This is a genomic window from Microbacterium hydrocarbonoxydans (assembly GCF_011752045.1).
Taxonomy (GTDB): Bacteria; Actinomycetota; Actinomycetes; order Actinomycetales; family Microbacteriaceae; genus Microbacterium.
Genome location: NZ_JAAKXW010000001.1, coordinates 64811 through 90844, shown reverse-complemented (window position 1 = coordinate 90844; position 26034 = coordinate 64811). Strand labels below are relative to the sequence as shown.

Genomic DNA, 26034 nt, shown 5'->3' with positions numbered 1-26034 from the left:
ACGGTTTCTCCGGCATCCGCTCGGTCACCGCAGGTCGAGCCGCATGAGCACGCGCGGGAAGCCGTCGAGCACCGATCCGGTGTCCGCCGCCTTGGTGAACCCGGCCTCCTCGAACAGGGCCCTCGTCCCCACGTACGCCATGGTGAGATTCACCTTCTCGCCCCGGTTGTCCAGCGGGTAGCCCTCGATCGCGGGGGCGCCCCGCTCACGGGCGTAGGCCACCGCACCCTCGATCAGCGCGTGCGAGACACCCTGCTTGCGATGCCCGGGGCGGACCCGGAAGCACCACAGCGACCACACGTCGAGATCGTCGACATGCGGGATCAGCCGGTTCCGCGCGAAGCTCGTGTCTCGCCGCGGGTGCAGGGCCGCCCAGCCGACCGGCTCGCCGTCCAGGTACGCGATCACCCCCGGCGGCGGGTCCTGGTGGCACAGCTCGCGGACCCGATCGGCTCGTGCCTGCCCTCGGAGGGACACGTTCTCCTTGTTGCCGATGCGGTAGCTCAGGCAGAAGCAGACGTTGGACGTCGGCTTCTTCGGACCGACAAGGGCAGCGACGTCGTCGAACTCGGTCGCAGGACGCACCTCTATGCTCATGCGCCCAGTCTCGCCCACGCCACCGACGAAACAGCTCCTCCCACCCGCATTAGGCTTCATCCATGACGTCAGAGCCGCGTTCCCGCCTGAGCCCTGAGGAGCGCCGGGCGCAGCTCGTCGCCATCGGTGTGCGCTTCCTCGCCGAGCATCCGCTCGACGAGCTCACCATCGAGGAGCTGGCGCGGCAGGCCGGCGTGTCGAAGGCCCTGATCTTCCACTACTTCGAGAGCCGTCAGGGAGTCGAGCGCGCCATCGTGACGACCGCCAGGGACAGCCTGCTGCTCGCAACCGAGCCGCGCATGGATCTCGCGCCGCGCGAGCGCATCCGCGACACCCTGCTGCGCATCGCCGGCTTCGTGCGCGACCACAGCGGCACATTCTCCTCGCTCGTCCGCGGCGTCGCCAGCGGCGACCCCGCCGTGCGGGAGATCGTCGACGAGTCGCGCGAACTCAACGCCCTCCGTCTGCGCGAGGCGTTCGAGGAGCTGGGCGTCCCCGACGAGCCGGCTCTCCGAGTGGCGCTGCGGGCCTGGGTCTCGTTCGCCGAGGAGACCATGCTGGAGCTCATCATCGATCGCGGCACCGATGAGGACGCCGTCGTGGACTTCCTCGAGGCCACGCTGGACGGCGTCGTCGCCGCCGCGCGGACCGCGCGCTTCTGAGGGCTCTCAGTCTCCGCGCAGCACGTCGAGCGCGTGCTGGAAATCTGCGGGATACGAGGACTCGAACTGCACCCATTCGCCCGTCGTCGGGTGGGAGAACGCCAACTGGTGCGCGTGCAGCCACTGCCGCGTGAGGCCGAGCCGCGCGGAGAGCGTGGGGTCGGCTCCATAGAGCGGGTCCCCCACGCACGGATGCCGGTGCGCCGCCATGTGCACGCGGATCTGGTGGGTGCGGCCCGTCTCCAGGTGGATTTCCAGCAGGGAGGCGCCGGGGAACGCCTCGAGCGTCTCGTAGTGGGTGACCGAGGGCTTGCCGTCCGGCACCACCGCGAACTTCCAGGAGTGGTTCGGATGCCGGCCGATCGGCGCGTCGATCGTGCCCGCCAGCGGGTCCGGATGCCCCTGCACCACCGCGTGATAGACCTTCTCGACCGTGCGCTCCTTGAAGGCGCGCTTGAGCGCCGTGTACGCCGCTTCGGTCTTGGCGACGACCATGAGGCCGCTGGTGCCGACGTCGAGCCGGTGCACGACGCCCTGGCGCTCGGGGGCACCGCTGGTCGCGACGCGGAAGCCGGCCGCGGCGAGAGCGCCGACCACCGTCGGCCCTTCCCAGCCGAGAGAGGGATGCGCTGCGACGCCTGTCGGCTTGTCCACGACGACGATGTCGTCGTCGTCGTATGCGATGCCGAGCTCGGGCACCGCGATCGGGATGATCCGCGGCGCCTCCTTCGGCTGCCACTCGACCTCGAGCCAGCCGCCGCCGCGCAGGCGATCCGACTTGTCCAGCCGGACGCCGTCCAGCGTGACGCCTCCGGCGGAGGCGACGTCCGCGGCGAACGTGCGGGAGAATCCGAGCATCTTCGCCAGGGCCGCATCCACGCGCACGCCGTCCAGGCCGTCAGGGACGGGAAGGGAACGCGACTCCACGGTCAGCGCTCCCCCGCGGCGGGAGCACCGTCGGCGTCCGCGCGGCGTGCGTCATCGGCGGCGGAGTCGGGCTCTGCCGCCTGTTCCGGCTCGGCCGCCCGTCCATGCTCGGCCGCGGATTCGGCGATCGCCGCCGCTTCGGCCTCCTCGTCCGTCTCCACGGCGACATGGTCGCGCTCGCGGGTCCCGTCGAAGCGCAGGCCGACGACGACGAGGAGCGCCACCGAGATCATGCCGGTGACGATGAAGATGTCGGCGACGTTGAAGATGGCGGGCATCATCCACGGCATCGAGATCATGTCGACCACGTGGCCCATCGGGAACCCGGGCTCGCGGAAGAGGCGGTCACCGAGGTTGCCGAGGACGCCGCCGAGAAGGCCGCCGAGCACGACGGCCCACAGCCGGGAGCGCAGCCCGAACGCCTTCCAGACGATCACGCCCGCGACGACGGCGAGGGCGATCGTGAAGATCCACGTGACATCCGAGCCCAGCGAGAAGGCCGCGCCGGGGTTGCGCACGTAGTAGAGCTGAAGGAACTCTCCGAGAACGGGAACCGGCTCCTGCAGGGGCAGGTTCTCGATGGTGAGATGCTTCACAAACTGATCGGCGGCCAGCACGAGCGCTGCGATGATCGCAACGATCGCACCGGCCGCCGACCGACGAAGGGGACGACGTCCTGGCAAGAGGGCGCCTTACAGACCGATCGCCGAGACGGGGGTGGAGTCCGTCGAAGCCGACTTCTCGTCGAGTTCGCGCAGCTGGCCCTCGATGTAGCCGCGCAGCTGCGAGCGGTAGTCGCGCTCGAAGTTGCGGAGCTCGGTGATGCGAGCCTCGAGCGTGTTGCGCTCGCGCTCCAGGCGGGCGGACTCCTCGCGCTGCTTGGCCTCGGCCTCGGAGCGGATGCGGGCGACCTCGCCCTCGGCCTCGGCGATGAGCTGGTTGCGCTTCGCCTCACCCTCGGCGACGTGCTCGTCGTGCAGGCGCTGCGCGAGCTCGATGATGCCGGCGGTCGCGGTCGCGGAACCGGTGGGAGCCTCGGATGCAGGAGCGGCGGGCGCCTCGGCAGCGGCAGCAGGGACCTCGGCCACCGGAGCCGGTGCGGAGCCGGACTCGTACGCGGCCAGCTTGGCCTTCAGCTCGGCGTTCTCCTCCAGGGCCTTGCGCCACTCGATGACGATCTCGTCGAGGAAGTCGTCGACCTCGTCCGGGTCGAAGCCGTCCTTGAAGCGGACGTGCTGGAACTGCTTGGTGACGACGTCATCCGGGGTAAGTGCCATGGTGGCTCCTTCGATGAGTTCGGTTGCCAGTTTCGAGAATGGCGCGGTCGAGATTCGGCGCGAACCCGGGGCGCGCACCTGGGAGCCAAGCATAGTCCCCGCACCTGTCAGCCGCGACGCCGCGACACCCAGCCTGCGCGAACTCGCGGCTCAGAAGAAGATCCGGACGATGTTCATCGCGACGAGCACGACGAGCACCGTGATGGAGAACCCGAAGTCGAGCGACAGCGAGCCGATGCGCAGCGGAGGGATGAGCCGCCGGAAGAACCGGACCGGCGGATCGGTGATCGTGTAGACGATCTCGGCGGCGACGAGACCCGCTCCCTTCGGACGCCATTCCCGGTTGAACATCGGGATGTACTCGAGGATGAGACGCGCGAAGAGCACCAGCAGGTAGAGCAGGAGCAGCGAATGGACGATGCTCGCGAAGACGGAGACCAGCTCCACGATCTACTGCTGGTCGAAGCCCGCAGACTCGGCGTCTGCGTGCGCGATTCCCCCGTGACCGGACACCGCGATGTTCTCCGGCGAGAGCAGGAACACCTTGGAGGTGACGCGCTCGATGCGGCCGTAGAGGCCGAGCGAGAGTCCGCTCGCGAAGTCGATGAGGCGTCGCGCGTCGGCGTCGCTCATCTGGGAGAGGTTGATGATGACCGGGACGCCCTCACGGAAGCTCTCTGCGATCAGCTGCGCGTCGCGGTACTGCTTGGGGTGCACGGTGAGGATCTCGTTCACGGCCCCTCCTGCGGGCTGTCGGACGGCGACCGGCCGGCGAAGCGGCGTGACCGGGGCGGGAGCTGCTTCTTCACGATCGCGATCGCGCTCGCGGTGGGCCCGAGCCGGAGCCGGAGCCTCCTCTTCGTAGACCTCTTCCTCGTCGGCGAGGCCGAGATACACCATGGTCTTCTTCAGCGGGTTACCCATTGTGTCCTCCGGTTCGAACGATTCGGGCTGGTCTTTTGACAGGTTAACCCCGGTCAGGCCGGGGTCCGGTGATTGCGGAGCCGATCCGCAGGTGTGTCGCACCCGCTGCGATCGCGATCTCGAAGTCGCCGGTCATGCCGGCGGAGATCCACGTCGCGGCGGGATCCAGCGCGCGGACGCGGTCGGCGACCTCGCGCAGTCTCCCGAAGGCGGATGCCGGGTCCTCGTCCAGCGGCGCGACGGCCATCACGCCGCGCAGGCGCAGCGTGTCGAGGGCGAGGACGTGCTCGGCGAGCGCTTCTGCCGCAGCCGGTGCGACACCTCCCCGCCCGGGGTCCTCCGTGAGGTTGACCTGGACGAGGACGTCGAGGACGCGGTCATCCGCGGCTGCGCGATGCAGCGAGTCGGCCAGCCGGCCGCGATCGACCGAGTGCACGACATCGGCGCTCCGGCGGATGGCCGCCGCCTTGTTCGTCTGCGCCTGCCCGATGAAATGCCACCGCAGATCGAGCTCGGCGAGCTCCTCCCGCTTCGCGGACAGCTCCTGCTGACGGTTCTCACCGACCTCGTGCACGCCCAGTGCGTGCAGGTCGCGGACCAGTGAGGCCGGGTGGAACTTGGTCACCACGATCCGGGTGATCTCCCCCGGGTCGCGCCCCGCAAGACGCGCGGCGTCGGCGATCCTCTCATCGATCGCCGACAGCCGCGCGGCCAGCTCCGTCACTTCAGGAATTCGGGGATGTCGATGTCGTCGTCCGCGAACGCCGGCTCGATGCTCGTCGCGGGGACGCGCTGCGGCTGCTCGACCTCGACGGCCTCCTGGGCCGGCTTCGCGGTCTCGGCCTCTCCGGAGAGCGCCACCTCCGGCAGGGTCGACGCTGCGGCGGGGCGGGTGACCACCATCGGGTCGAGGCGCAGCGAGGGCTCGCCGCCGTCGAAGCCCGCGGCGATCACGGTGACGCGCACCTCGTCGCCGAGAGTGTCGTCGATGACGGTTCCGAAGATGATGTTCGCCTCGGGGTGCGCGGCCTCCTTGACGAGGTCGGCGGCGTCGTGGATCTCGAAGATGCCGAGGTTCGAGCCGCCCTGGATGGACAGCAGCACGCCGTGGGCGCCCTCGATCGAGGCTTCGAGCAGCGGCGACTCGACCGCCAGCTCCGCTGCCTTGATCGCGCGGTCGGCGCCGCGCGCCGAGCCGATGCCCATGAGCGCGGAGCCCGCGCCCTGCATGACCGACTTGACGTCCGCGAAGTCGAGGTTGATGAGACCGGGGGTCGTGATGAGGTCGGTGATGCCCTGCACACCGGCGAGGAGCACCTGGTCGGCCGTCGCGAAGGCCTCGATCATGGAGATGCCGCGATCGCTGATCTCGAGGAGGCGGTCGTTCGGCACCACGATGAGGGTGTCGACCTCTTCCTTGAGCTTCGCGACGCCGGCCTCCGCCTGGCTCTGGCGACGACGACCCTCGAAGGAGAACGGCTTGGTCACGACGCCGATGGTCAGCGCGCCGATCGACTTCGCGATACGCGCGACGACCGGTGCGCCACCGGTGCCGGTGCCGCCGCCCTCGCCCGCGGTGACGAAGACCATGTCGGCGCCCGTCAGCGCCTGCTCGATCTCCTCCGCGTGGTCCTCGGCGGCGCGACGTCCCACTTCGGGGTCGGCGCCCGCGCCGAGGCCGCGGGTGAGCTCGCGCCCGACGTCGAGCTTGACGTCGGCGTCGCTCATCAGCAGCGCCTGCGCATCCGTGTTGACGGCGATGAACTCGACTCCGCGGAGCCCGAGCTCGATCATGCGGTTCACGGCGTTGACGCCGCCACCGCCGACGCCGACGACCTTGATCACGGCGAGGTAGTTCTGGTTCTGGCTCATGGCCGGCCTCCGAAATGTCGAGCCTGTCGTTTTTCGAGAGAATCCGAAGGATGAACCTTAAACCTCAACTAGAGGTGTAAAGTATTTCCCGGTATTGGTTTCTCTTGTTCGAAGGTAAGCGTCGCGCCGTCGCGTGCTCGCAGCGACACGGGCGTGTCGTGCGTTTGCCTGCCGGATGCTCAGCCGATGACGACGGCGGCCGGCGAGGTGACGTCGATCGTCGTCGCATCGGGGCGTGCGATCAGGGACTTCGCGACGACCTCGGCCTTCTCCGGCGATCGCTCCGCGCTCCCCCACACGATGGTGAGACCCGTGCTCAGCGTGAGGGTGACGTCATCGGCCGTGGAGGCGGAGACTCCGGTGAGGGCGGCGCGCACGTCGGCCGGAAGAGAGCGCACGACCAGGCCCGCGCTCTCGAACGCGACGGAGTCGACACCGCCGTCGATGTCCAGGAGCGGCTGTCCGGCCGGCTGGTCCGACGTCGTCGCCAGAGCGACGCCCGCGGCGTCCAGGAGCGTGTAGCCGGCCTGCGACCGGATCACGCCGATCGGCGTGCGCTCGACGATCCGCACCGTGAGGTCGTGCGGAGGGTGCGCCTCGAGCGCGTAGGTCTCGATGAGCGGGAACGCGAGCAGAGCCGCCTTCACCTCACTCGTGTCGACCAGCGCGAGGGGTGTGCCCACCTGCTCGCTCAGCGCGCCCTCGATCGCCGCGGCGTCGAGAGTGGTCGCGCCGACCACCGTGATCCGCTCCACGGCGAACAGCGGGCTGTACGCCGCGAGCACGCTGCCGCCGACCAGCAGCACCAGCGAGCCGATCGCACTGAGCCACACGATGCGCCGGCGCCGGGAGCGCTGGGTGAAGCGCCGGATCTCGGCGCGGAGGGCCTTGCGCCGCGCGCGCGCGGCGCGCCACACGTCCCTCGCGGAGGTCAGCGGCGCCTCATCCGGCCCGCCGGCGTCCGAGACGGCCGGTGCGTCGACGACGGCGTCTGCGCGAGCATCCGTCGCCGTCGCCTCATCCGTCGGGGTCGGCCGGCGCGCGCGTGATCGCTCAGCGGGCCGCGGCGCCTTCTCCTCCTCCGAGACGTCCCGGCCTGCCGGGATCGGGGCGGGCCGGCGCATCGGCTACGCCTCGGACGATCCGCGCAGCGAGTCGAGCACCTGCGGGATGATCTGGTACACGTTGCCGCAGCCGAGCGTGATCACGTAGTCGCCGTCGCGAGCGACCGAGGCGGTGTAGTCGGCGGCCTCCTGCCAGTCGGCGACGTAGTGCACGCGCGAAGGGTCTTCGAAGGCGCCGCTGACGAGTTCGCCGGTGACACCGGGCACCGGGTCCTCCCGCGCCCCGTACACGTCGAGCATGACCGTGTGATCGGCATGATGCTCGAGCACCTCGGCGAACTCGCGGTACATGTGCTGCGTCCGCGAGTAGGTGTGCGGCTGCTGGATCGCGATGATCCGTCCCGCGCCCGCGATGCCGCGCATCGCCTCGAGCGCCGCCCTGACCTCCGTCGGGTGATGCGAGTAGTCGTCGTAGACGGTCACTCCGCGCTCGACGCCGTGCTGCTCCAGGCGGCGCACGGTGCCGGCAAAGCCTTCGACGGCGCGGGCCGATTCCTCGAGCCCGAAGCCGAGCGCCCCGAGCACGGCGATCGCGCCGGTCGCGTTCACCGCGTTGTGCAGGCCGGGAACGGCCAGCTGCAGGCGCACGCTCTCCCCGCCGCGGGTGATCGTCGCCGACACGCCGGCGCCGGCCTCGACGTCGGCGATGCGGAAGTCCGCATCCTCGGCGAGACCGAAGGTGATCACGTTCGGGTGCGACAGTCCCGCGCCCACGCGCAGGGCCCCGGCGTCGTCGCTGGAGATCACGACCGCCTCGGCGGCTGCGTCGGCGAAGCGCACGAAGGCGTCATGGAACGCCTCGTCGGATCCGTAGTGATCCAGGTGGTCGGGGTCGACGTTCGTGATCAGGGCCACCGCGGTGTCGTACAGCAGGAAGGTGCCGTCGGACTCGTCCGCCTCGATCACGAACAGCTCTCCGGTGCCGGTGGAGCTGGAGACGCCGAGCTGCTCGATGACACCGCCGTTGACGAAGTTCGGGTCGGCACCCAGTGCCTGCAGCGCGGTGACGATCATGCCGGTCGACGTGGTCTTGCCGTGCGCGCCGGCCACGGAGACGAGGCGTCGCGAGCCGATCAGCCAGTGCAGCGCCTGCGAGCGGTGGATGACGTGCAGGCCCCGCTCCTTGGCGGTCACGTACTCCGGGTTCTCCGGCCAGATCGCCCCGGTGTGCACGACGGTGTCGGCGTCGCCGAGGTGCGCGGCATCGTGACCGACGTGGACGTCCGCGCCGGCGGCGGCCAGGGCGCGGAGATTGTCGCTGTCGGCGCGGTCGCTGCCGGACACGCGGATGCCGGCATCCAGGAACATGCGGGCGAGCCCGCTCATGCCGGAGCCGCCGATGCCGATGAAGTGCGCGGACGAGATCGTCTCGGGGATCGGGAGGGAGAGGTCGGGTCTGATCATGTCTGTCTCAGTCTACTTTTCGTCAGGGCGTCGCTCGCCGGGAGGACGCTCAGCGCGCCGCGCCCAGGGCCCGGTCGATGAGGGCGATCACGTTCTCGGTGCCGCTGCGGGTGCCGACGCGCTCGGCGGCCGCCGCCATCGCCGCGAGCCGAGCCGCGTCCCCGAGGAGCGGCACGACGTCACGCCTCACGGCGTCGCCGTCGAAGGTCGGGTCGTCGAGCAGCTGCGCCGCGCCGGCGGCCACGGCCGAGCCGGCGTTGAGCCGCTGCTCGCCGTTGCCCACCGAGTACGGCACGTACAGCGCGGGGATGCCGAGCGCGCTGACCTCGCTGACGGTGGCGGCGCCGGAACGCGACACGATGAGGTCGGCCAGGGCGAAGGCGAGGTCCATCCGGTCGACATAGCGGCGCAGCGCGTAGCCGGGCACCTCAGGGTCGGCGAGGTCGCTCCGCTCCCCCGTCACGTGCAGCAGCTGCCAGCCCGCGGCGAGGACATCGGCCCAGGCCCCGGCGAAGGCCTCGTTCAGTCGCTGGGCGCCGAGCGATCCGCCGAAGACGAGGAGAACAGGACGCTCCGCGTCGAGACCGAAGTACGCGGCGGCCTCGGCGCGGGTGGCCGCACGGTCGAGCTCGATGACCTCGCGGCGCAGCGGCATCCCGACGACCTCGCTGCCGCGCAGGGGCGTGCCCGCGAAGGCGACGCCGGTCGCGGCGGCGCTCCGTGCGCCCAGGACGTTGGCGAGACCGGGCCTGGCGTTCGCCTCGTGCACGACGAAGGGCACTCCCTCACGGCGCGCGGCGACGTACGCCGGCGCCGAGGCGTAGCCGCCGAATCCGACGACGACGTCGACGTGATGCCGGCGGATGTGCGCGCGCACCTGGGCGATCGCCCTGCGGAAGCGCATCGGGAAGGCGAGCGCCTGGCCGTTCGGCCGGCGCGGGAACGGCACCTTGTCGACGATCAGCAGCTCGTAGCCGCGTGCGGGCACGAGCCGCGACTCGAGCCCCTCCGCCGTGCCCAGGACCAGGATCGAGGCCTCCGGGTCGCGGGCGCGCAGGCCGTCGGCGACGGCGAGCAGGGGGTTGACATGGCCGGCGGTTCCTCCGCCGGCGAGCAGGTACGTGGTCACCGTGTGACCTTACCCCGTCCTGCCCTGCCTCCCCGCACGGCGGGCTCGCCCGCGGGCGAAGGGAGTGTGCGGGCGAACGCGAGGAGCACACCCGAGGCGATGAGCACGGCGAGGAGGGCCGTGCCACCCTGAGACATGAACGGCAGCGGCACGCCCATCACGGGGAGGATGCCGATGACCACGCCGATGTTGAGCACGGCCTGCCCGGTGATCCACACCGTGATCCCGCCGGCCGCGACACGGATGAACGGGTCCGGGGTCTTGCGGATGACGTGGAACGCGCCGACCGTGAAGAAGGTGAACAGGGCGAGCACGACGAGGCATCCGATGAGCCCGAGCTCCTCGCCCACGATCGCGAAGATGAAGTCGTTGCCGGCGGCGGGGAGCCAGCCGTACTTCTCCTGGGAGTTGCCGAGGCCGAGTCCGAAGATGCCTCCGGAGGCCATCCCCCAGATGCCGTGGATCGACTGATAGCAGTCGCCGTAGTAGAGGGTCATGTCGTCGCACGTCGCCGTGATCCGGCGCATCCGGTCCTCGCTGGACAGCGCGTAGGCGAGCACCGCGACGATGCCGAGCACGACGGGGATGATGAACAGCCGCAGCTTCACCCCGGAGAAGAACAGGCAGCCGAGCAGGATCAGCACGAGCACCATCGAGGTGCCGAGGTCGTTGCCGGCGATCACGGTGCCGATCGCGAGCAGGCTCACCGGGATCACCGGGATGAACACGTGATGCCAGGTGCCGAGCATCGCCTGCTTGCGCAGCAGCACGAACGCGATCCAGAGCGCGAGGGCGAGCTTGAGGAACTCGGACGGCTGCAGCGTGAAGCCGCCGATCAGGATCCAGTTGCGGTTTCCGCCGTCGGCCTTGCCGAGCGGCGTGAAGACGAGCAGCTGCAGGGCGACCGCAGCGAACAGCGCGGGCCACGCGATGCGCTTGAGGAAGGCGATCGGGAACCGTGAGATGAGGAACATGAGCGGCACGCCGAGCAGCGCGAAGACTCCCTGCCGGAGTGCGCCGTCCACCGGGTTCTGCCCCTCGGCGACCGCGGTCGCGCTGGTCGCCGAGAGCACCATCACGAGACCGAAGATCGTGAGCAGGAGCGCGGTCGACGCGATCAGCATGAACTCGGTCGACACCGGGGTGAACCGGCGTCCAAGCGAGACCCGGGCGGCGAGGCCACCCGATGAGGAGCGCTCTCCGTCAGTCCGCGGGGTGCGAGCCACCTGCGTCATCGGCGCTCCCCCGATCGATCCAGTCCCGCACCGCTTCGGCGAAGCGGTGGCCGCGATCCGCGTAGCCGGAGAACTGGTCGAAGGATGCCGCCGCCGGGGCCAGCAGGACCGTGCCCTCGTCGTCGACGATCCCCGCCGCGATCTCCACGACGCGGTTCATGACCTGTCCAGTGTCACCAGCATCCACCTCGAACACCGGGACCGCCGGCGCGTGTCGCCGGAATGCCGCGACCACGGCGCCGCGCTCGACGCCGATGATCACCGCAGCCTTCGCCGTGCCGCCGACTTCGGCGACGAGGTCCGCGATGTCGACGCCCTTGAGGTCGCCGCCGACGACCCAGACCGCACCGGGGTACGCGCGCAGCGACGAGGCTGCTGCATGCGGATTCGTGGCCTTGGAGTCGTCGATCCAGGTGACGCCGTCGTGCCGTGCGATCACCTGGATGCGGTGCGCGTCCAGCCGGAAGCTCCGCAGCGCCGCGTGGATGGCCTCCGGCTCCACGCCGAGGGAGCGCGCGAGGGCGCTGGCGGCCAGGATGTTCTGAACGATGTGCGGCGCGGCGAGCCCGGCGCGATCGAGGTCGGCGACCGTGGTGAGCTCCAGGGCGCTGCGCGCACGGTCATCGAGGAAGGCACGGTCGACGAGGAGTCCCTCGACGACGCCGAGGTCGCTCGGGCCGGGGGTGCCGAGGTCGAACCCGATCGCCCTGGCCCCCTCGACGACGTCGGCGTCCTCCACCATCCGTCGCGTCGCGGCGTCGGCCTTGTTGTACACGCAGGCGACCCGCGTGTTCCGGTAGACGATCGCCTTCGCCTCCCGATAGGCGTCGGCGCTGCCGTGCCACACCAGGTGGTCGTCTGCGAGGTTGAGGCAGACCGAGGAGTACGGGAACAGCTCCCCCTCCGGGCTCGACAGCCCGAGGTACCAGAGCTGGTGGCTGGAGAGCTCCACGACGAGGACGTCGAAGCCGGCGGGATCGCGCACGGCGTCCAGCACCGGCACGCCTATGTTGCCGCACGGCGCGGCGCGCAGACCGCCCTCCACGAGCAGGGAGGCCGTCAGCTGGGTCGTGGTCGTCTTGCCGTTGGTGCCGGTGATGAGCACCCAGTCGGCGGGGGTCCCGTCGGCGCGGACGACCTTGTCGCGCACGCGCCAGGCGAGCTCGACATCGCCCCACAGAGCGATCCCGGATTCCTGCGTCCATCGGATCACCGGGTGCGAGGGCGGGAAGCCGGGCGAGGCGATGACCACCTCGGGCGCGAACTCCGTGAGCGCCGCGGGCACGTCGGCGAGGGAGCCGAGTTCCAGGCGCGCGCCGATGACCGGCAGCAGTCGCGCGTACTCCTCCTCGGCGGACTCGCTGAGGACGAGCACCTCCGCGCCGAGCTCCGTGAGCGTGTCCGCGACGGAGAAGCCGGTCATGGACAGGCCGAGGACGGCGACCCTCAGTCCCGACCAGTCGGCGTTCCAGCTCGTGAGTGCGCTCAGCCGCTCAGTCGACACGCGTCAGCCATTCCACGTAGAAGAGCCCGACGGCGGACACCGCCAGGAGGCCGGCGATGATCCACATCCGGACCACGATGGTGACCTCGGACCAGCCGCGCATCTCGAGGTGGTGATGGAAGGGGCTCATCAGGAAGAGCCGCTTGCCGCGGGTGACCTTGAAGTAGGCCCGCTGCAGGATCACCGAGCCGGATGCGAGGACGAACACGCCCGCGATCACGAAGAGCAGCAGCTCCGTGCGGGTGAGGATCGCCATCGCGGTGACGACGCCGCCGATCGCCATCGATCCCACATCGCCCATGAAGACCTTCGCCTTGGGAGCGTTCCACCACAGGAAGCCGATGAGTCCCGCGGCGAAGGACGCGGCGATGATCGCGAGGTCGAACGGATCGCGCACCTCGTAGCATCCGCCGATCGCGGCCTTCTCGATCGCCTCGCCGACGCAGGACTGCTGGTACTGACGGAAGGCGATCAGGCTGTACGCGCCGACCACGATGACCCCCGCACCGGCGGCGAGGCCGTCGAGGCCGTCGGTGAGGTTCACGCTGTTGGAGGTCGCGACGCCGATCACGGAGATCCAGGCCAGGTACAGGATCCAGCCGAGCACCACGCCGAACGCGAAGAGGTTCAGCCAGGGGATGTCCCGGAACAGCGAGATCGCGCCGGTCGCCGGCGTCTGGTCGTACTTGTTCGGGAAGTTCAGCGCCACGATGCCGAACGGGATGATCACCAGGAGCTGCCCGATGATCTTGCGCCAGCCGGAGAGACCGAGGCTGCGCTGGCTGTGCACCTTCATGTAGTCGTCGATGAATCCGACCGCGCCGAAGCCGATCATCAGCCAGATCACGAGCAGCGCGGAGATGCCGGGTGCCCGCCCGCCGACGAAGACGCCGGTGAAGTAGCCGACCATCGTGCCGACGATGAAGATCACGCCGCCCATCGTCGGGGTGCCGCGCTTGGCCTCGTGGCTGGGGTTCTCGATCGCCTCAGGGGTGCGGATGACCTGCCCCCAGCCCCACTTCCGGAAGAGCCGGAGGAAGACGGGAGTCAGGAAGAGCGTGAAGGCGAGGGAGATCGCCGCCGCCATGATGAGAGACCTCACGAGAACAATTCTCCCAGACGATCGCCGAGATGCCTGAGGCCCACGGAGTTGGACGACTTGACGAGCACGCGATCGCCGTCGCGGAGCTCGGTGCGCAGGTACTCGAACGCGGAGTCCTGGTCGGGGAAGTGCACGGCCTCGCTGTCCCAGGATCCCTCGCCGATGGCGGAGATGTAGAGGCGTCGCGCCTCCGGGCCGACCACGACGATGCGCTGGATGTTCAGCCGCACGGCGAGCAGGCCGATCCGGTCGTGCTCCTCCCCCGCGGTCTCTCCGAGCTCGCTCATCGCGCCGAGCACGGCGACGGTGCGCTCGCCAGGACCGGTGATCTGTGCGAGCGTGCGGAGGGCTGCGGCCATCGAGTCGGGGCTGGCGTTGTAGGCGTCGTTGATGATGCGCACGCGGTCGCTGCCCATCGGCTGCATCCGCCACCGCTCGGCGATCTCCACGGTCTCCAGTCGCTTGATCGCGTCCGCGGCGGGCACGCCGAGCGCACCGGCGGCAGCGATCGCGGCCAGTGCGTTGTTCACGTGGTGGGCGCCGAGCACGCGCAGGCGGAGCGGCATCCGCTCGCCTCCGGCCTCGATCACGCAGGACGTCCCGGATGCCGAGACGACGAGGTCGTGCGCGCGGACGTCCGCCGCCGCGCTCTGACCGAAGCCGATGACGCGCATGCCGCGGGAGTCGGCGAGCTCGCGCATCGCCGCGACCCGGGGGTCGTCGACGTTCAGGACGGCCGTGCCGGAGGCCACAGCCGCGGCGACCAGCTCCGACTTCGCCTTCGCCGTCTCCTCGATGCCCCCGAAGCCGCCGGCGTGGGCCATGCCGACCATGAGCACGACCGCGACGTCCGGCTCGACGAGCCCGGCGAGTCGGGCGATGCTGCCGGGCGCCGCCGCACCGAACTCGCTGACCAGGTAGCGGGTGTCAGGGGTCACGCGGAGCATGGTGACCGGCGCCCCGACCTCGTTGTTGAATGACTTGATCGGAGCGACGGTCTCGCCCTCGTCCTGGAGGATCCGGGCGAGGAAGTTCTTCGTCGTCGTCTTGCCGTTCGAGCCGGTGATGCCGATGATCTTCAGGTCTCCGCCCGCGCGCACGCGCGCGACGACCTCGCGGGCGAGATCCGCGAGGGCCTCGACGACGTCGGCCACGACGATCTGCGTCACCTGCTCCTCGACCGCGTGCTCGACGATCGCGAGAACGGCGCCCGCCGCCACGGCGGAGCCGACGAACCGGTGTCCGTCCGTCTCCGCGCCGGGCTTGGCCACGAAGATCGACCCGGGCGCCATAGTGCGCGAGTCGGTGTCGACGACGCCGTCGACGACGGTGTCCGCCGTATCCGTTCCGGCGAGGCGCAGTTCACCGCCGGTGATGGCGGCGATCTCAGCGAGCGACAGGGCGATCATGACATCTCCAGGCGCGGCGGGTGCCGGCTATTCGTACTTCGGAAGCAGGGCGTCCATCGGGATGCTGGACGGCATCACGCGGTAGGTCTTCATGACCTGCGTCATCGCCTTCTGGAAGGCCGACGCGGTCGCCGCGGACGATGTAACTCTAGTCGGCTGATCGAGAGTGACCATCACGACGTACTGCGGGTCGTCGACGGGCGCGAACCCGATCATGCTGGTGTAGTACACCCCGGACTTGTAGTTGCCGTTGCCGTCCGAGATCTGCGCCGTACCGGTCTTGCTGGTCACCCGGTAGCCCGGCACCTGGATGCGCTCGGCGTTGCCGCCCTGCACGGCGACGTTCTCCAGCATCCGGGTGAGATCGGCCGCGGTCTGCGGTTCGATGATCTGCTCGTGCTCCGGGGCTGCCGTCTCGGTCACGGTGCCGTCGGCCTTCGTGCAGGACTCGATGAGCGAGAGGTCGATCTTCTCCCCGCCGTTCGCGATCGCCTGGTAGGCGCCGGCGACCTGTGGCACGGTGACGGTGAAGTACTGACCGAACGTGGTGGTGTAGAGCGACTGGTTGTCCCATTCGCTGGTGGGGTGCACCGAGCCGTCGTACTCCTCGGGGAAGCCGACCGTCACGTCGCCGACCCCGAAGCGCTGCAGATAGTCGTAGCGCACGTCCGGGCTCACCATCGTGCCGAACTTCGACAGCGCGACGTTCGACGAGTCGATCAGCGCCCCGGCGAGCGTGTAGTTGAAGGCGGGGTGCACGAATGCGTCGTTGATCACGGCGCCGTTCGGGAACTTCTCATGCGACGAGGCGGAGACGGTGGGACTCAGCGGCGTGACGCCGGCGCCCTCCATGACGGCGGCGGCGGTGACCGCCTTGAATGTGGATCCGGGCTCGAACTCGTAGCTGAAGATCTTGTTCTTACGAGTCTCCGGGGTCGACGAGTCGAGGTCGTTCGGGTCCATGTAGGGCCATTCGGCTGCTGCGCGGATCTTCCCGGTCTTCACCTCGACCACGAAGGCGGTGCCGCCCTGCGCCCCCTGCGCCTGCGCTTCCTCGCTGATCATCTGCGTGAGGTACCACTGCAGATCGCTGTTGATCGTCAGCTCCACGGTGCCGCCGTCCACGGCATCGACCGTGCGCTCGCTGCCCGGGATGACGACCCCGTCCTTGCCGATCCGGTAGCTCTCCTGGCCGTCGACCGGCGCGAGGCACTGCGACTCCATCTGCTCGATGCCCGCCTGCGCGGTACCGGTCCCGTCGAGGAAGCCGAGCAGGTTGCCGGCCACGGCGCCGTTCGGGTACACGCGGGTCTCGCGGGACTCGAAGTGCAGGTACCGCAGTCTGAGGTCGCGCAGGGCGATGAACTGCTCGGTGTTGAGCCCCTTGGCGAGCGGGAAGTACTGCGTGTCCGGGTCATCCGCGAGCACCGCCGCGATGTCAGCGCGCAGCTTCTCGGCATCCAGGCCGATGACCTCGGCGATCCGTTCGGACGCCTCCGCCCAGGGAACCTTCGGCGGGTTGTCCTCGTCTTCCTCGAGGAGCCTGATGACCTGCGGGCTGAGCTGCGCGTCGTAGACGAGTTTGCTCTCCGCGAGGATCGTGCCGTTGGCGTCGACGATCGAACCGCGCTGCCCGGGAATGGTCGTCCCCGCGCCGAGGTGGACGAGCGACTCGCTGACGTGCGCGTCCGCGCGGACGACCTGGATGTCCACGAGACGCACGATGAAAGCGGCGAGGATCGCGAGGATGACCGCCAGCGCGACGACGGTGCGTCGCCGCGGGCCGCGGGTGGCTCTGGTCGTCATGGTCCGTCTCCGTCGGGCTCGTGTCGTTCGTCGTGTGTCTTCTGCTATCGGGTGGTGGGGCTCGGGAGTCCGTCGGCGATCGCCGGCGGGAGCGGATCCGTGCCCTGCTCGGTCGCCGTGCCGGCGTCCTCGGCGGCGGTCTCCTTCTCGACCGGCTGCAGCAGGGCGTTGCCCACCGCTCCGGCTCCGGTGGGATCGATGGTCGAGGTGCCTGCGGCACCGCTGCCCGCCCCGAACACGGCGCCGTCGCTGAGGCGGAGGTAGGAGGGGGATCCCGCCACGACCATGCCGAGGCCTGCAGCGCTCGCGGCGAGGGCCTGCGGGGAGCTGAGCCCTGTGAGCTCCTCCTGGAGCGCCTGGGTCTGCAGGTTCAGCTCGTTCTGCTGCGAGGACAGCGAGGCGAGCGTGAACGAGTCCTGGGTGATCGCGAGGGAGAGCCCGATCTGCGCCGCGCCGATGGCCATCGCGCCGCCGAGCGCGACGAGCGCGTAGGCGAGCTTGGGCCGGCGACGGACGGTCGGGGTGACGACCGGCTCCAGCCGTCGGCGGGGGGTGCGGGCGGGGGGCGCCGGCACCGCCTGCGGCTTGCGGGCGACGTTGAGGCTCATGCGCTCTCCCTCACCTTCTCCGCGGCACGGAGCCGCACCGGGATCGCCCGCGGGTTGCGTGCGCGCTCCTCGTCGTCCGCGAGTTCGGCGCCGCGCGTCACGATGCGGAACCGGGGCGCGTGCTCGGGGAGCTCGACAGGGAGGCCCTTCGGGGCCGTCGAGGCCGCACCGGCGGCGAACGCCTGCTTGACCAGACGATCCTCGAGCGACTGGTACGACATCACGACGATGCGCCCGCCGACGGCGAGGGCGTCCATGGCGGCGGGGATCGCGTCGGCCAGCACGTTGAGCTCGGCGTTGACCTCGATGCGCAGCGCCTGGAACACTCGCTTGGCCGGGTGGCCTGCGCGCTGCGCGGCGGCCGGAGTCGCCGCGACGAGGATCTCCACGAGCTCACCGGAGCGCGTGATCGGCTTCTTCTGCCGCGCCTCGATGATGAAGCGCGCATAGCGGCCGGCGAGCTTCTCCTCGCCGTAGCGCTCGAAGATCCGCCGGAGGTTGCCCTCGCTGTAGGTGGCGATGACCTCAGCGGCCGTGACGCCCTTGGTCTGGTCCATCCGCATGTCCAGCGGTGCGTCCTTGGAGTAGGCGAAGCCGCGCTCCGCCTCGTCCAGCTGCAGGGAGGAGACACCCAGGTCGAAGAGGATGCCGGCTGCGCCCTGCGCGTGCAGCCCGATCTCGTCGTACACCGTGTGCACCAGCGTGACGCGGTCCTTGAAGCGGGCGAGACGCTCCCCCGCGATGCGGAGGGCGTCGGTGTCGCGGTCGAGGCCGATGAGGCGGATGTTCGGGAAGCGCTCCAGCAGAGCCTCGGAGTGCCCGCCCATGCCGAGGGTGGCGTCGACGAGCACCGCTCCGTCCGCCTGAAGGGCGGGAGCGAGGAGCTCGATGCAGCGCTCGAGCAGGACGGGGGTGTGGATGTCTCGGAGGTTCATGATCTTTCTCGGGTGACCTTCGGCTCTGATCCCCCTCCGCTTCGCGACCCGGCACCGGGGAAGTGTGTCGGGGCGGGAGCGGCGGGGCATCACAGCCGTGGTCAGAACAGGCCCGGAATCACCTCCTGCTCCAGCTCGGAATAGGCCTCCTCGCCGGCGGCGAGGTAGTCGTTCCAGCTCTCCGCGTCCCAGATCTCGGCGTGCGCGCCGACTCCGGTGACGATGAGCTCCTTCTGCAGCCCCGCGTACTGGCGGAGGTGCGCGGGGATGGTGATGCGGTTCTGGCTGTCTGGCATCTCCGCACTGGCACCGGAGAGGAACATGCGCATGAAGTCACGCGCCTGCTTGTTGGCGAGCGGAGCCTGGCGGATCCGCTCGTGCATGGACTCGAACTCGGCCGTGCTGAAGACGTAGAGGCAGCGCTCCTGGCCTCGGGTGACGACCACGCCGCCGCCGAGATCCTCGCGGAACTTCGCGGGGAGGATGACCCGCCCCTTGTCGTCCAGCTTCGGTGAGTGCGTCCCCAGCAGCATCGGCCTTCACCCCCTCTCCGTCCGGCCAACTCGAGGTGCGCCCCACTTTACTCCACTTCCCTCCACTTTCCTACGACAAATGCGCAGATCCTCGGCATGAGCGCCCCCTCACTCCCGCCACTTCCGCGGAATTCCGCGGTGGAACGGAGTGGAGAGCCGGTGGAGGGCGAGTGGAGGACACGCGGCGATCCGCCCGGCGCCCCCCCATACGACGAAGGCCCGGATGCTCAGAGCATCCGGGCCTTCGAGAAGAAGTGGTGGGAGGTCAGCGACCGTCCTGGCGGCGATCCCAGCGGTCGTTCATGCGATCCATGAAAGAGGCGGACCCCTGCGGCTTCGGCGCGCGTTCGCGCGGGGCAGCGGCGGACGCCGGACGACGGACCGGGGTGACGGCGAACATCACGCCGCCGAGCATCGCGGCGAAGCCGACGACCCCGACGACGACGCCCCAGACATCGCCGAGCACGACGCCGACGATCAATCCGCCGACACCGGCGAGGAGGAGGAGGGCACCGTACACGAGGTTCCGGTAGCTCAGCGCACGGTCTCCCGTAGGCGCGCTCACGACATCGGCGTCATTGTGAAGGAGATGGCGTTCCATCTCGTCGAGCAGACGCTGCTCCTGTTCGGAGAGTGGCATTTCGTCCCCCTCGGGTATTCGTCCACCTATTCTACGCGCGCCAGGGGGTGCGGGCTAGCCGTTCAGGGCCCGATCACCTTTACGTATGCTGGGAGTCGTGCCGTCCCCCACCCCCGTCTCCGAGGCCGTCGCCGGGCGCCTGGATCTCTTCCTCGCCCGGATGCGCGCCGAGTCCGTCGAGTACGGCCCGGATGCCGCCGCGCTGCTGGCCGCGGCCGCCGACACGCTCGTCGGCGGGAAGCGGCTGCGGGCGAGATTCTGCCACGCCGGATGGCAGACGGTCGCCCGCTTCCGCGACCAGAGCGTCACCGAGCCGACCGCGCTCTGGGACGTCTGTGCGGCCCTGGAGATCTTCCAGTCGGCGGCGCTGGTGCACGACGACCTCATCGACAACTCGGACACCCGCCGCGGGCGGCCGGCCGCGCACCGGTCGCTCGAGGCCTCCCATGCCGAGGCGCGCTGGGCGGGTGACGCGGCGGCGTTCGGACGCTCGGCGGCGATCCTCCTCGGTGATCTGCTCGTCGCCTGGAGCGACGACCTCCTGGAGGACGCCCTCGCCGATCTCACCACCGCTTCGTCCGTGCGGCGCGAGTACGGCCGGATGCGCCGTGACGTGACGACGGGGCAGTTCCTCGACATCGCGGAGGAGTCCGCGTGGAGCGTGAACGCGTCCGACTCCCACGTCGAGAGGGCGCTCCGGGTCGTCTCCCTGAAGTCCGCCCGATACAGCATCGAGCAGCCGCTGGTGCTCGGCGCCGCACTCGCCGGCGCCGACGACGACCAGCTCGGTGCGCTGAGACGGTTCGGCCACCCGCTGGGGATGGCCTTCCAGCTCCGCGACGACGTGCTCGGCGTCTTCGGCGACGCCGCAGTCACCGGCAAGCCCGCCGGAGACGACCTGCGCGAGGGCAAGCGCACGGTCCTCGTCGCGCTCGCCCGCCAGGGCCTCGATCCGTCCGCGAGGAACCTCCTCGACGAGATGCTGGGCGACACTGGGCTCTCCGACCAGCAGGTCGCCTTCCTGCAGGCCACGATCACGGGCTCCGGAGCTCTGGACCGCGTCGAGGCGATGATCGACGAGTACGCGACCGAGGCCGACCGCGCCCTGTCCGGTGCCCGCCTCGACGATGCGGCGGTCAGCGCCCTGCGCGACCTGGCCCGCGCGGCGACGGTGCGCGCGGCCTGAGCCGGCGCAGCGAGAGCCCGCTTCCGAACTCAGGCGAGAGTGCGTGCGAGTCGGCGCACTTCGCTCTTTTGTCCGGCCAGGAGCGCTGAGATCGGTGCGCGGCCGAGGGTATCGTCCTCGGCGAGAAGCCAGTCGATCGCCTCGTCGTCGGTGAAGCCGGCGTCCTGCAGCGCGATGACTGTTCCGCGCAGCGAGGGCAGCGGATGGCCGTCGACGATGAAGACCTCGGGGACGGCGAAGACGCCGCTGCGGCGGGAGCCGATGAGGTAGTGCTCGTCGACGAGGCGGTGCACCCGACCCAGCGATTCGCCGAGGGCCTCGACGAGGTCGGGCATCGTGAGCCAGGCGGTGGGGACTGTTGCAGGGGCGTTCTCAGACACGTTGCCACTATCTCACCTCCGCGCACGCGCCGCACGCAGGGGTGCCCGGCCTGACGCACCACAGGTCACTCTGATCTCGTCTTTCACTTACGTCACATCTGTTGACAGGCGTTTACTTCCGTGACAACGTGGGCAGACGTCGAACAAGGAGGGGACCTTGAGACCGAACGTCGCCGCATACCGTGCCCGCAGCCTGCAGATCGGGGTTCCGGCCGCAGTGCTGGGCACCCTCGCCGCCACTCTGACCGCCGCTCCGGCGACGGCGGACGTCGCCTCCTCCTCCGTGCAGCGGCAGCACGCGCCCTCCGGTCGCGTGGCGCCCATGGAGGCGCCGCCGGCCAGCTACACCGTGCAGCCCGGAGACACCGTCTCCGCGATCGCGAAGCGCTACGGGCTGCGCACGGTCGACGTGCTGACCTGGAACGGGCTGTCGTGGCGCTCTGTCATCTACCCAGGGCAGAAGCTGACGCTCAGCGGCGCAGCCCCGGCATCCGCTCCCGTCGCACCGGCGGCACCGGCGGCGACGACGTCCCATGTCGTCGTCTCCGGAGACACCGTGTTCGGGATCGCGCAGAAGTACGGCACCACGGTCGACGCGGTGCTCGCGGCGAACGGTCTCACCCGCGCCTCCGTCATCTACCCGGGCCAGACGCTCGCGGTCGCCGGCGGGGCGGCCCCCGCCGCCGCCGCGACGCAGGCTCCGGCGCCGGTCGCCGCGACCGGAGGTCAGACCCACGTCGTCGCCGCCGGCGACACGCTGTTCGGGATCGCGCAGAAGTACGCGACGACGACCGCGAACCTGTTCGCCTGGAACGGGCTCGGCTCCTCGTCGATCATCTACCCGGGGCAGAGCATCGTCGTCACCGCTCCCCCGGCGGCAGCCGCCCCCGCGCAGCTGTTCGCGAACCTCGACGCGGAGCAGGCCGCGAACGCTGCACTCATCATCTCCGTGGGCCGCCAGCTCGGCGTCTCCGACCGCGGCATCGCCATCGCCCTCGCGACGGCGATGGTCGAGTCCGGCATCCGCAACCTCGGCTGGGGCGACCGCGACTCTCTGGGCCTGTTCCAGCAGCGACCGAGCACCGGCTGGGGGCTTCCCGAGCAGATCCTCGACGCCGATCGGAGCACCCGGGTGTTCTTCGGCGGCCAGGGCGATCCGAACGGGCACGTCACGCGCGGTCTCCTCGACATCCCCGGCTGGGAGGGGATGGCGTTCACGGATGCGGCGCAGGCGGTGCAGATCTCCGCCTTCCCCGACCGCTACGGGCAGTGGGAGACCCAGGCGCACCAGTGGCTCGCCCTCCACGGCTGAGCTTCACGGCGAACGCGCAGGCCGCAGGGGCGAGCCGCTCCCGGGGCTTTCAGGCAGTTCTCCATAGAATCTTGACGTGACGACCAATCAGCAGGCCGACCCCCTCATCGGGCGGCTTGTCGACGGCCGATACCGTGTGCGCGCCCGGATCGCCCGTGGCGGGATGGCGACGGTGTACGTCGCCACCGACCTGCGGCTCGAGCGCCGGATCGCACTCAAGGTGATGCACGCGCATCTCAGCGACGACTCGGCGTTCCAGAGCCGCTTCATCCAGGAGGCACGCGCAGCCGCGAGACTGGCCGACCCGCACGTCGTCAACGTTTTCGACCAGGGGCAGGACGGCGAACTCGCCTACCTGGTCATGGAGTACCTGCCGGGCATCACCCTGCGCGAGCTGCTCCGCGAGCAGCGTCGACTCACGGTGGCGCAGACCATCACGATCATGGATGCCGTGCTCGCCGGCCTCTCGGCGGCGCATCGCGCGGGGATCGTGCACCGGGATGTGAAGCCCGAGAACGTGCTGCTCGCCGAGGACGGCCGCATCAAGATCGGCGACTTCGGCCTGGCGCGAGCCACTACCGCGAACACCGCCACCGGGCAGCAGCTGCTCGGCACGATCGCCTACCTGGCACCGGAGCTGGTGACCCGCGGCACGGCCGACGCCCGCAGCGACATCTATGCGCTGGGCATCATGCTCTACGAGATGCTCGTCGGCGAGCAGCCGTACAAGGGCGAGCAGCCGATGCAGATCGCGTTCCAGCACGCGACGGAGTCCGTGCCGCGGCCGAGCATCCGCAACCCCGGCGTTCCGGAGCAGCTCGACGAGCTCGTGCTCTGGGCCACCGAGAAGTCGCCGGACGAGCGCCCGGACGATGCGCAGCAGATGCTGGACCGTCTCCGTGAGATCGAGAGGGATCTCGGCATCGCGCCGGCCGTGGCCGCGGCGACGACGCCCCAGCGCTCGCAGGCCGACTCGGCGGATCTCACCAAGGTGATGCCGGGCACGATGGTGATCGCGGATCCGACCGCGCCGATCCCCCAGGCCGCGGACAACGCCACGCTCCTGCGCCGGCGCTCCTCGAAGCGCCGGGCGCGCGGCGCCTGGCTGCTCGCGCTGGTGCTGGTGCTCGCGACGATCGCCGGAGGCGCGGGCTGGTGGTTCGGCTCCGGCCCCGGCTCGCTGATCGCGGTGCCGAGCGTGGACGGGCTCACCTACGAGGACGCCGCGAACGCGCTCACGGCCGAGGGATTCGTGCCGGAGCGCGTCGACGAGAACTCCATCGACGTGGATGCCGGCATCACCATCCGCACCGAGCCGGGCGAGGGCGAGCGGCTGGAGCAGGGCGTCACGGTCAAGGTGGTGGTCTCCGCCGGTCCCCGGCAGCACTCGCTCGAGGCTCTGAACGGACAGGTCGCCGAAGATCTGCGCACCCGCCTCGCCGACGAGGTGCAGCTGAACCTCCAGGACGACGTGCTCCTGTTCTCGGATGCGGCCCCCGGCATCGTGATCAACGCCTTCGTCACGCCGCGCAGCGGCGGGGAGGTCTACGGCTGCGGCGAGGGCTGCGAGGTCTTCGAGGACGACACGATCCAGCTCTTCGTCTCCCTCGGCCCCGTGCCGGATGTCTCGGGCATGAGCGTCGACCAGGCGACGAAGGCGCTCACCGAAAAGCAGCTGGTCGTGAGCGACGAGCGCATCGAGCAGTACAGCGACTCGGTCGACGAGGGCCGGGTGATCGGCTACGCGGAACGCGCCGAAGAGGGCAACTGGCGCCCCGGAGACGTCATCACGCTCATCGTCTCGCTCGGCCCCGAACCCATCGAGGTCCCTGATGTCGAGGGCCAGAGCATCCGTGAGGCGGTCCGGATCCTCGAGGAGGCCGGCTTCCAGGCGACGACGAACGTCCCCGAGATCGTCTGGGACCTGTTCACGGCGACGAGCACGAACCCGAAGGCCGGCAGCACGCATCCGCGCGGTACCGAGGTGCAGATCCGCGCCGAGGGCTGACCTGCTCGGCGGCGACTCCCGGCACTCGGCCGGCTCCAGCTCCTGCGCATGAGCGCGCATGAGAGGAGGGCCCCGGAAACCGAACGGTTCCGGGGCCCTCCTGCGTCGTCGCGGTCAGCGCTTCTCGAGCTCCTCCGCGACGAGGAAGGCCAGCTCCAGCGACTGCATGTGGTTCAGGCGCGGGTCGCACAGGCTCTCGTACCGGGTCGCGAGTGCGGCCTCGTCGATCTGCTCGGAGCCGCCGAGGCACTCGGTGACGTCGTCACCGGTGAGCTCGACGTGGATGCCGCCGGGGAAGGTGCCGACCGCGCGGTGCGCCTCGAAGAAGCCGCGCACCTCGTCGACCACGTCGTCGAAGCGGCGGGTCTTGTAGCCGGTGGGCGTGGTGATGCCGTTGCCGTGCATCGGATCCGTGACCCACAGCGGCTGCGCACCGGCGTCGCGGACGGCCTCGAGCAGCGGCGGCAGAGCATCGCGGATCTTCCCTGCGCCCATGCGCGTGATGAAGGTGAGGCGGCCCGGCTCGCGGTTCGGGTCGAGCTTGTCGATCAGCGCGAGGGCGGTCTCCGGCGTCGTAGTGGGACCGAGCTTCACGCCGATCGGGTTGCGGATCTTCGAGAAGTAGTCGACGTGCGCGCCGTCGAGCTCGCGCGTGCGCTCCCCGATCCAGAGGAAGTGGGCGGACGTGTTGTACGGCGTGTCCGTGCGCGAGTCGATGCGGGTCATCGGACGCTCGTAGTCCATCAGCAGACCCTCGTGCCCCGTGAAGAACTCGACGCGCTTGAGCTCGTCGAAGTCGGCGCCGGCCGCCTCCATGAACTTGATGGCGCGGTCGATCTCCGCCGCCATGCGCTCGTAGCGCTGGTTGGCGGGGTTCTGGGCGAAGCCCTTGTTCCAGGAGTGCACCTCGCGGAGATCCGCGAAGCCGCCCTGGGTGAAGGCGCGGATGAGGTTCAGGGTCGAGGCCGCCGTGTGGTAGCCCTGCAGCAGGCGACCGGGATCGGCCTGCCGCGAGCCCTCGGTGAAGTCGTAGCCGTTGACGATGTCGCCGCGGTAGGCAGGCAGCGTCACCTCGCCACGGGTCTCGGTGTCGCTGGAACGCGGCTTGGCGAACTGCCCCGCCATGCGCCCCATCTTCACGACCGGCATCGAGGCGCCGTAGGTGAGCACCACGGCCATCTGCAGCACCGTCTTGATGCGGTTGCGGATCTGGTCCGCGGTGGCGCCGGCGAAAGTCTCGGCGCAGTCGCCGCCCTGCAGCAGGAAGGCCTTGCCGGAGGCCGCACGGGCGAGGCGGTCGCGGAGATTGTCGACCTCACCCGCGAACACCAGCGGCGGGAGCCCCGCGATCTGGGCGGAGACCTCGGCGACGCGCTCGGCGTCCGGCCACTGGGGCTGCTGCTTGATCGGGAGCGAGCGCCACGCGTCAAGGGCGTCGATGTGGTGCGGGAGCATGCCCT

At 70.1% G+C, this 26034-nt stretch carries 26 protein-coding genes; 4 read left to right on the top strand and 22 right to left on the bottom strand.

The genetic code is table 11. The annotated features are described in order from the left end of the window. Positions 1 to 24 precede the first annotated feature (24 nt). Positions 25 to 597: a GNAT family N-acetyltransferase gene (locus G6G98_RS00470; RefSeq protein ID WP_067352957.1), complete on the bottom strand. Its 573-nt coding sequence runs from the start codon at positions 595 to 597 to the stop codon at positions 25 to 27. Positions 598 to 659: 62 nt separating this feature from the next. Here G6G98_RS00470 and G6G98_RS00465 point away from each other — a divergent pair, with 62 nt between their 5' ends. Beyond that, positions 660 to 1259, top strand: coding sequence for a TetR/AcrR family transcriptional regulator (locus tag G6G98_RS00465; protein ID WP_067352960.1), 600 nt, complete (start codon positions 660 to 662; stop codon positions 1257 to 1259). A 6-nt stretch (positions 1260 to 1265) separates the two neighbouring features. On the opposite strand, the gene G6G98_RS00460 is transcribed toward G6G98_RS00465, so the two are convergent. The 19 genes from G6G98_RS00460 to G6G98_RS00370 all read right to left on the bottom strand — a co-directional run bounded on the left by G6G98_RS00460 (position 1266) and on the right by G6G98_RS00370 (position 19688). Then, a complete protein-coding gene (locus tag G6G98_RS00460; protein WP_067352962.1) occupies positions 1266 to 2186 on the bottom strand; it encodes an RluA family pseudouridine synthase in 921 nt (306 codons plus the stop codon). A 2-nt stretch (positions 2187 to 2188) separates the two neighbouring features. Beyond that, positions 2189 to 2869, bottom strand: a complete 681-nt coding sequence (lspA, locus tag G6G98_RS00455; RefSeq protein ID WP_432207056.1) for a signal peptidase II — start codon at positions 2867 to 2869, stop codon at positions 2189 to 2191. Between the two features lie 9 nt (positions 2870 to 2878). After that, entirely contained in the window at positions 2879 to 3463 is a 585-nt protein-coding gene (locus G6G98_RS00450) for a DivIVA domain-containing protein (protein WP_067352966.1), read from the bottom strand. Between the two features lie 150 nt (positions 3464 to 3613). Further along, positions 3614 to 3910, bottom strand: coding sequence for a YggT family protein (locus G6G98_RS00445; protein WP_067352968.1), 297 nt, complete (start codon positions 3908 to 3910; stop codon positions 3614 to 3616). A 3-nt stretch (positions 3911 to 3913) separates the two neighbouring features. Continuing rightward, positions 3914 to 4387 (bottom strand): cell division protein SepF, encoded by a 474-nt coding sequence (locus tag G6G98_RS00440; protein WP_067352974.1) that lies wholly within the window; start codon positions 4385 to 4387, stop codon positions 3914 to 3916. A gap of 43 nt (positions 4388 to 4430) precedes the next feature. Next, a complete protein-coding gene (locus G6G98_RS00435; RefSeq protein WP_067352976.1) occupies positions 4431 to 5111 on the bottom strand; it encodes a YggS family pyridoxal phosphate-dependent enzyme in 681 nt (226 codons plus the stop codon). Next, positions 5108 to 6259, bottom strand: a complete 1152-nt coding sequence (ftsZ, locus tag G6G98_RS00430; protein ID WP_067352978.1) for a cell division protein FtsZ — start codon at positions 6257 to 6259, stop codon at positions 5108 to 5110. The genes G6G98_RS00435 and ftsZ overlap by 4 nt, the downstream gene beginning before the upstream one ends. Positions 6260 to 6438: 179 nt before the next feature. Then, a complete protein-coding gene (locus G6G98_RS00425) occupies positions 6439 to 7383 on the bottom strand; it encodes an FtsQ-type POTRA domain-containing protein (RefSeq protein ID WP_243841963.1) in 945 nt (314 codons plus the stop codon). A gap of 3 nt (positions 7384 to 7386) precedes the next feature. Further along, complete coding sequence (gene murC, locus G6G98_RS00420; protein WP_067352980.1) at positions 7387 to 8787, bottom strand: UDP-N-acetylmuramate--L-alanine ligase; 1401 nt, start codon at positions 8785 to 8787, stop codon at positions 7387 to 7389. Positions 8788 to 8836: 49 nt separating this feature from the next. Beyond that, positions 8837 to 9916 (bottom strand): UDP-N-acetylglucosamine--N-acetylmuramyl-(pentapeptide) pyrophosphoryl-undecaprenol N-acetylglucosamine transferase, encoded by a 1080-nt coding sequence (locus G6G98_RS00415; RefSeq protein WP_067352983.1) that lies wholly within the window; start codon positions 9914 to 9916, stop codon positions 8837 to 8839. Next, positions 9913 to 11151 carry a putative lipid II flippase FtsW gene (gene ftsW / locus G6G98_RS00410; RefSeq protein ID WP_067352985.1) on the bottom strand — a complete coding sequence of 413 codons (1239 nt, stop codon included), beginning with the start codon at positions 11149 to 11151 and terminating at the stop codon, positions 9913 to 9915. The genes G6G98_RS00415 and ftsW overlap by 4 nt, the downstream gene beginning before the upstream one ends. Next, a complete protein-coding gene (murD, locus tag G6G98_RS00405; protein WP_067352987.1) occupies positions 11120 to 12655 on the bottom strand; it encodes a UDP-N-acetylmuramoyl-L-alanine--D-glutamate ligase in 1536 nt (511 codons plus the stop codon). The genes ftsW and murD overlap by 32 nt, the downstream gene beginning before the upstream one ends. Next, on the bottom strand, positions 12645 to 13757 hold the full coding sequence (mraY, locus tag G6G98_RS00400) for a phospho-N-acetylmuramoyl-pentapeptide-transferase (RefSeq protein WP_067352989.1): 1113 nt from the start codon (positions 13755 to 13757) through the stop codon (positions 12645 to 12647). Before mraY ends, murD begins: the two co-directional genes overlap by 11 nt. Beyond that, positions 13754 to 15166 carry a UDP-N-acetylmuramoyl-tripeptide--D-alanyl-D-alanine ligase gene (locus G6G98_RS00395; protein ID WP_067352992.1) on the bottom strand — a complete coding sequence of 471 codons (1413 nt, stop codon included), beginning with the start codon at positions 15164 to 15166 and terminating at the stop codon, positions 13754 to 13756. Before G6G98_RS00395 ends, mraY begins: the two co-directional genes overlap by 4 nt. A gap of 27 nt (positions 15167 to 15193) precedes the next feature. Further along, a complete protein-coding gene (locus tag G6G98_RS00390; RefSeq protein ID WP_067352994.1) occupies positions 15194 to 16972 on the bottom strand; it encodes a peptidoglycan D,D-transpeptidase FtsI family protein in 1779 nt (592 codons plus the stop codon). A 44-nt stretch (positions 16973 to 17016) separates the two neighbouring features. Next, on the bottom strand, positions 17017 to 17580 hold the full coding sequence (locus G6G98_RS00385; RefSeq protein WP_067352997.1) for a hypothetical protein: 564 nt from the start codon (positions 17578 to 17580) through the stop codon (positions 17017 to 17019). Next, the gene (rsmH, locus tag G6G98_RS00380; protein ID WP_067352998.1) at positions 17577 to 18515 is read right to left on the bottom strand and encodes a 16S rRNA (cytosine(1402)-N(4))-methyltransferase RsmH; all 939 of its coding nucleotides are present in this window, start codon (positions 18513 to 18515) and stop codon (positions 17577 to 17579) included. The genes G6G98_RS00385 and rsmH overlap by 4 nt, the downstream gene beginning before the upstream one ends. 101 nt (positions 18516 to 18616) lie before the next feature. Further along, positions 18617 to 19048, bottom strand: coding sequence for a division/cell wall cluster transcriptional repressor MraZ (gene mraZ, locus G6G98_RS00375; RefSeq protein WP_067353001.1), 432 nt, complete (start codon positions 19046 to 19048; stop codon positions 18617 to 18619). 265 nt (positions 19049 to 19313) lie between these two features. After that, on the bottom strand, positions 19314 to 19688 hold the full coding sequence (locus G6G98_RS00370) for a DUF3040 domain-containing protein (protein WP_067353005.1): 375 nt from the start codon (positions 19686 to 19688) through the stop codon (positions 19314 to 19316). An 85-nt stretch (positions 19689 to 19773) separates the two neighbouring features. Between G6G98_RS00370 and G6G98_RS00365 the strand changes: the two genes are divergently transcribed. Continuing rightward, on the top strand, positions 19774 to 20874 hold the full coding sequence (locus G6G98_RS00365) for a polyprenyl synthetase family protein (RefSeq protein WP_084788300.1): 1101 nt from the start codon (positions 19774 to 19776) through the stop codon (positions 20872 to 20874). A 29-nt stretch (positions 20875 to 20903) separates the two neighbouring features. Here G6G98_RS00365 and G6G98_RS00360 read toward each other — a convergent pair whose 3' ends face one another. Next, on the bottom strand, positions 20904 to 21209 hold the full coding sequence (locus G6G98_RS00360) for an Rv2175c family DNA-binding protein (protein ID WP_164233965.1): 306 nt from the start codon (positions 21207 to 21209) through the stop codon (positions 20904 to 20906). Positions 21210 to 21471: 262 nt separating this feature from the next. Between G6G98_RS00360 and G6G98_RS00355 the strand changes: the two genes are divergently transcribed. Together G6G98_RS00355 and pknB are read left to right on the top strand one after the other, a co-directional pair. After that, the gene (locus G6G98_RS00355; protein ID WP_432207065.1) at positions 21472 to 22566 is read left to right on the top strand and encodes a LysM peptidoglycan-binding domain-containing protein; all 1095 of its coding nucleotides are present in this window, start codon (positions 21472 to 21474) and stop codon (positions 22564 to 22566) included. Between the two features lie 76 nt (positions 22567 to 22642). Beyond that, a complete protein-coding gene (gene pknB, locus G6G98_RS00350; protein ID WP_067353013.1) occupies positions 22643 to 24574 on the top strand; it encodes a Stk1 family PASTA domain-containing Ser/Thr kinase in 1932 nt (643 codons plus the stop codon). A gap of 114 nt (positions 24575 to 24688) precedes the next feature. Here the strand turns inward: pknB and G6G98_RS00345 are convergent, their stop codons facing one another. Continuing rightward, positions 24689 to 26029 carry a class II 3-deoxy-7-phosphoheptulonate synthase gene (locus G6G98_RS00345; RefSeq protein WP_067353016.1) on the bottom strand — a complete coding sequence of 447 codons (1341 nt, stop codon included), beginning with the start codon at positions 26027 to 26029 and terminating at the stop codon, positions 24689 to 24691. Between the last annotated feature and the right edge of the window lie 5 nt (positions 26030 to 26034).

Excerpts from the sequence above, each read along its gene's own strand:
- G6G98_RS00470 (WP_067352957.1), bottom strand. The coding sequence starts at position 597 with ATGAGCATAGAGGTGCGTCCTGCGACCGAGTTCGACGACGTCGCTGCC.
- G6G98_RS00465 (WP_067352960.1), top strand. The coding sequence starts at position 660 with ATGACGTCAGAGCCGCGTTCCCGCCTGAGCCCTGAGGAGCGCCGGGCG.
- G6G98_RS00450 (WP_067352966.1), bottom strand. The coding sequence starts at position 3,463 with ATGGCACTTACCCCGGATGACGTCGTCACCAAGCAGTTCCAGCACGTC.
- G6G98_RS00440 (WP_067352974.1), bottom strand. The coding sequence starts at position 4,387 with ATGGGTAACCCGCTGAAGAAGACCATGGTGTATCTCGGCCTCGCCGAC.
- ftsZ (WP_067352978.1), bottom strand. The coding sequence starts at position 6,259 with ATGAGCCAGAACCAGAACTACCTCGCCGTGATCAAGGTCGTCGGCGTC.
- G6G98_RS00425 (WP_243841963.1), bottom strand. The coding sequence starts at position 7,383 with ATGCGCCGGCCCGCCCCGATCCCGGCAGGCCGGGACGTCTCGGAGGAG.
- murC (WP_067352980.1), bottom strand. The coding sequence starts at position 8,787 with ATGATCAGACCCGACCTCTCCCTCCCGATCCCCGAGACGATCTCGTCC.
- ftsW (WP_067352985.1), bottom strand. The coding sequence starts at position 11,151 with ATGACGCAGGTGGCTCGCACCCCGCGGACTGACGGAGAGCGCTCCTCA.
- G6G98_RS00395 (WP_067352992.1), bottom strand. The coding sequence starts at position 15,166 with ATGATCGCCCTGTCGCTCGCTGAGATCGCCGCCATCACCGGCGGTGAA.
- G6G98_RS00390 (WP_067352994.1), bottom strand. The coding sequence starts at position 16,972 with ATGACGACCAGAGCCACCCGCGGCCCGCGGCGACGCACCGTCGTCGCG.
- G6G98_RS00385 (WP_067352997.1), bottom strand. The coding sequence starts at position 17,580 with ATGAGCCTCAACGTCGCCCGCAAGCCGCAGGCGGTGCCGGCGCCCCCC.
- rsmH (WP_067352998.1), bottom strand. The coding sequence starts at position 18,515 with ATGAACCTCCGAGACATCCACACCCCCGTCCTGCTCGAGCGCTGCATC.
- mraZ (WP_067353001.1), bottom strand. The coding sequence starts at position 19,048 with ATGCTGCTGGGGACGCACTCACCGAAGCTGGACGACAAGGGGCGGGTC.
- G6G98_RS00370 (WP_067353005.1), bottom strand. The coding sequence starts at position 19,688 with ATGCCACTCTCCGAACAGGAGCAGCGTCTGCTCGACGAGATGGAACGC.
- G6G98_RS00365 (WP_084788300.1), top strand. The coding sequence starts at position 19,774 with ATGCTGGGAGTCGTGCCGTCCCCCACCCCCGTCTCCGAGGCCGTCGCC.
- G6G98_RS00360 (WP_164233965.1), bottom strand. The coding sequence starts at position 21,209 with ATGCCCGACCTCGTCGAGGCCCTCGGCGAATCGCTGGGTCGGGTGCAC.
- G6G98_RS00345 (WP_067353016.1), bottom strand. The coding sequence starts at position 26,029 with ATGCTCCCGCACCACATCGACGCCCTTGACGCGTGGCGCTCGCTCCCG.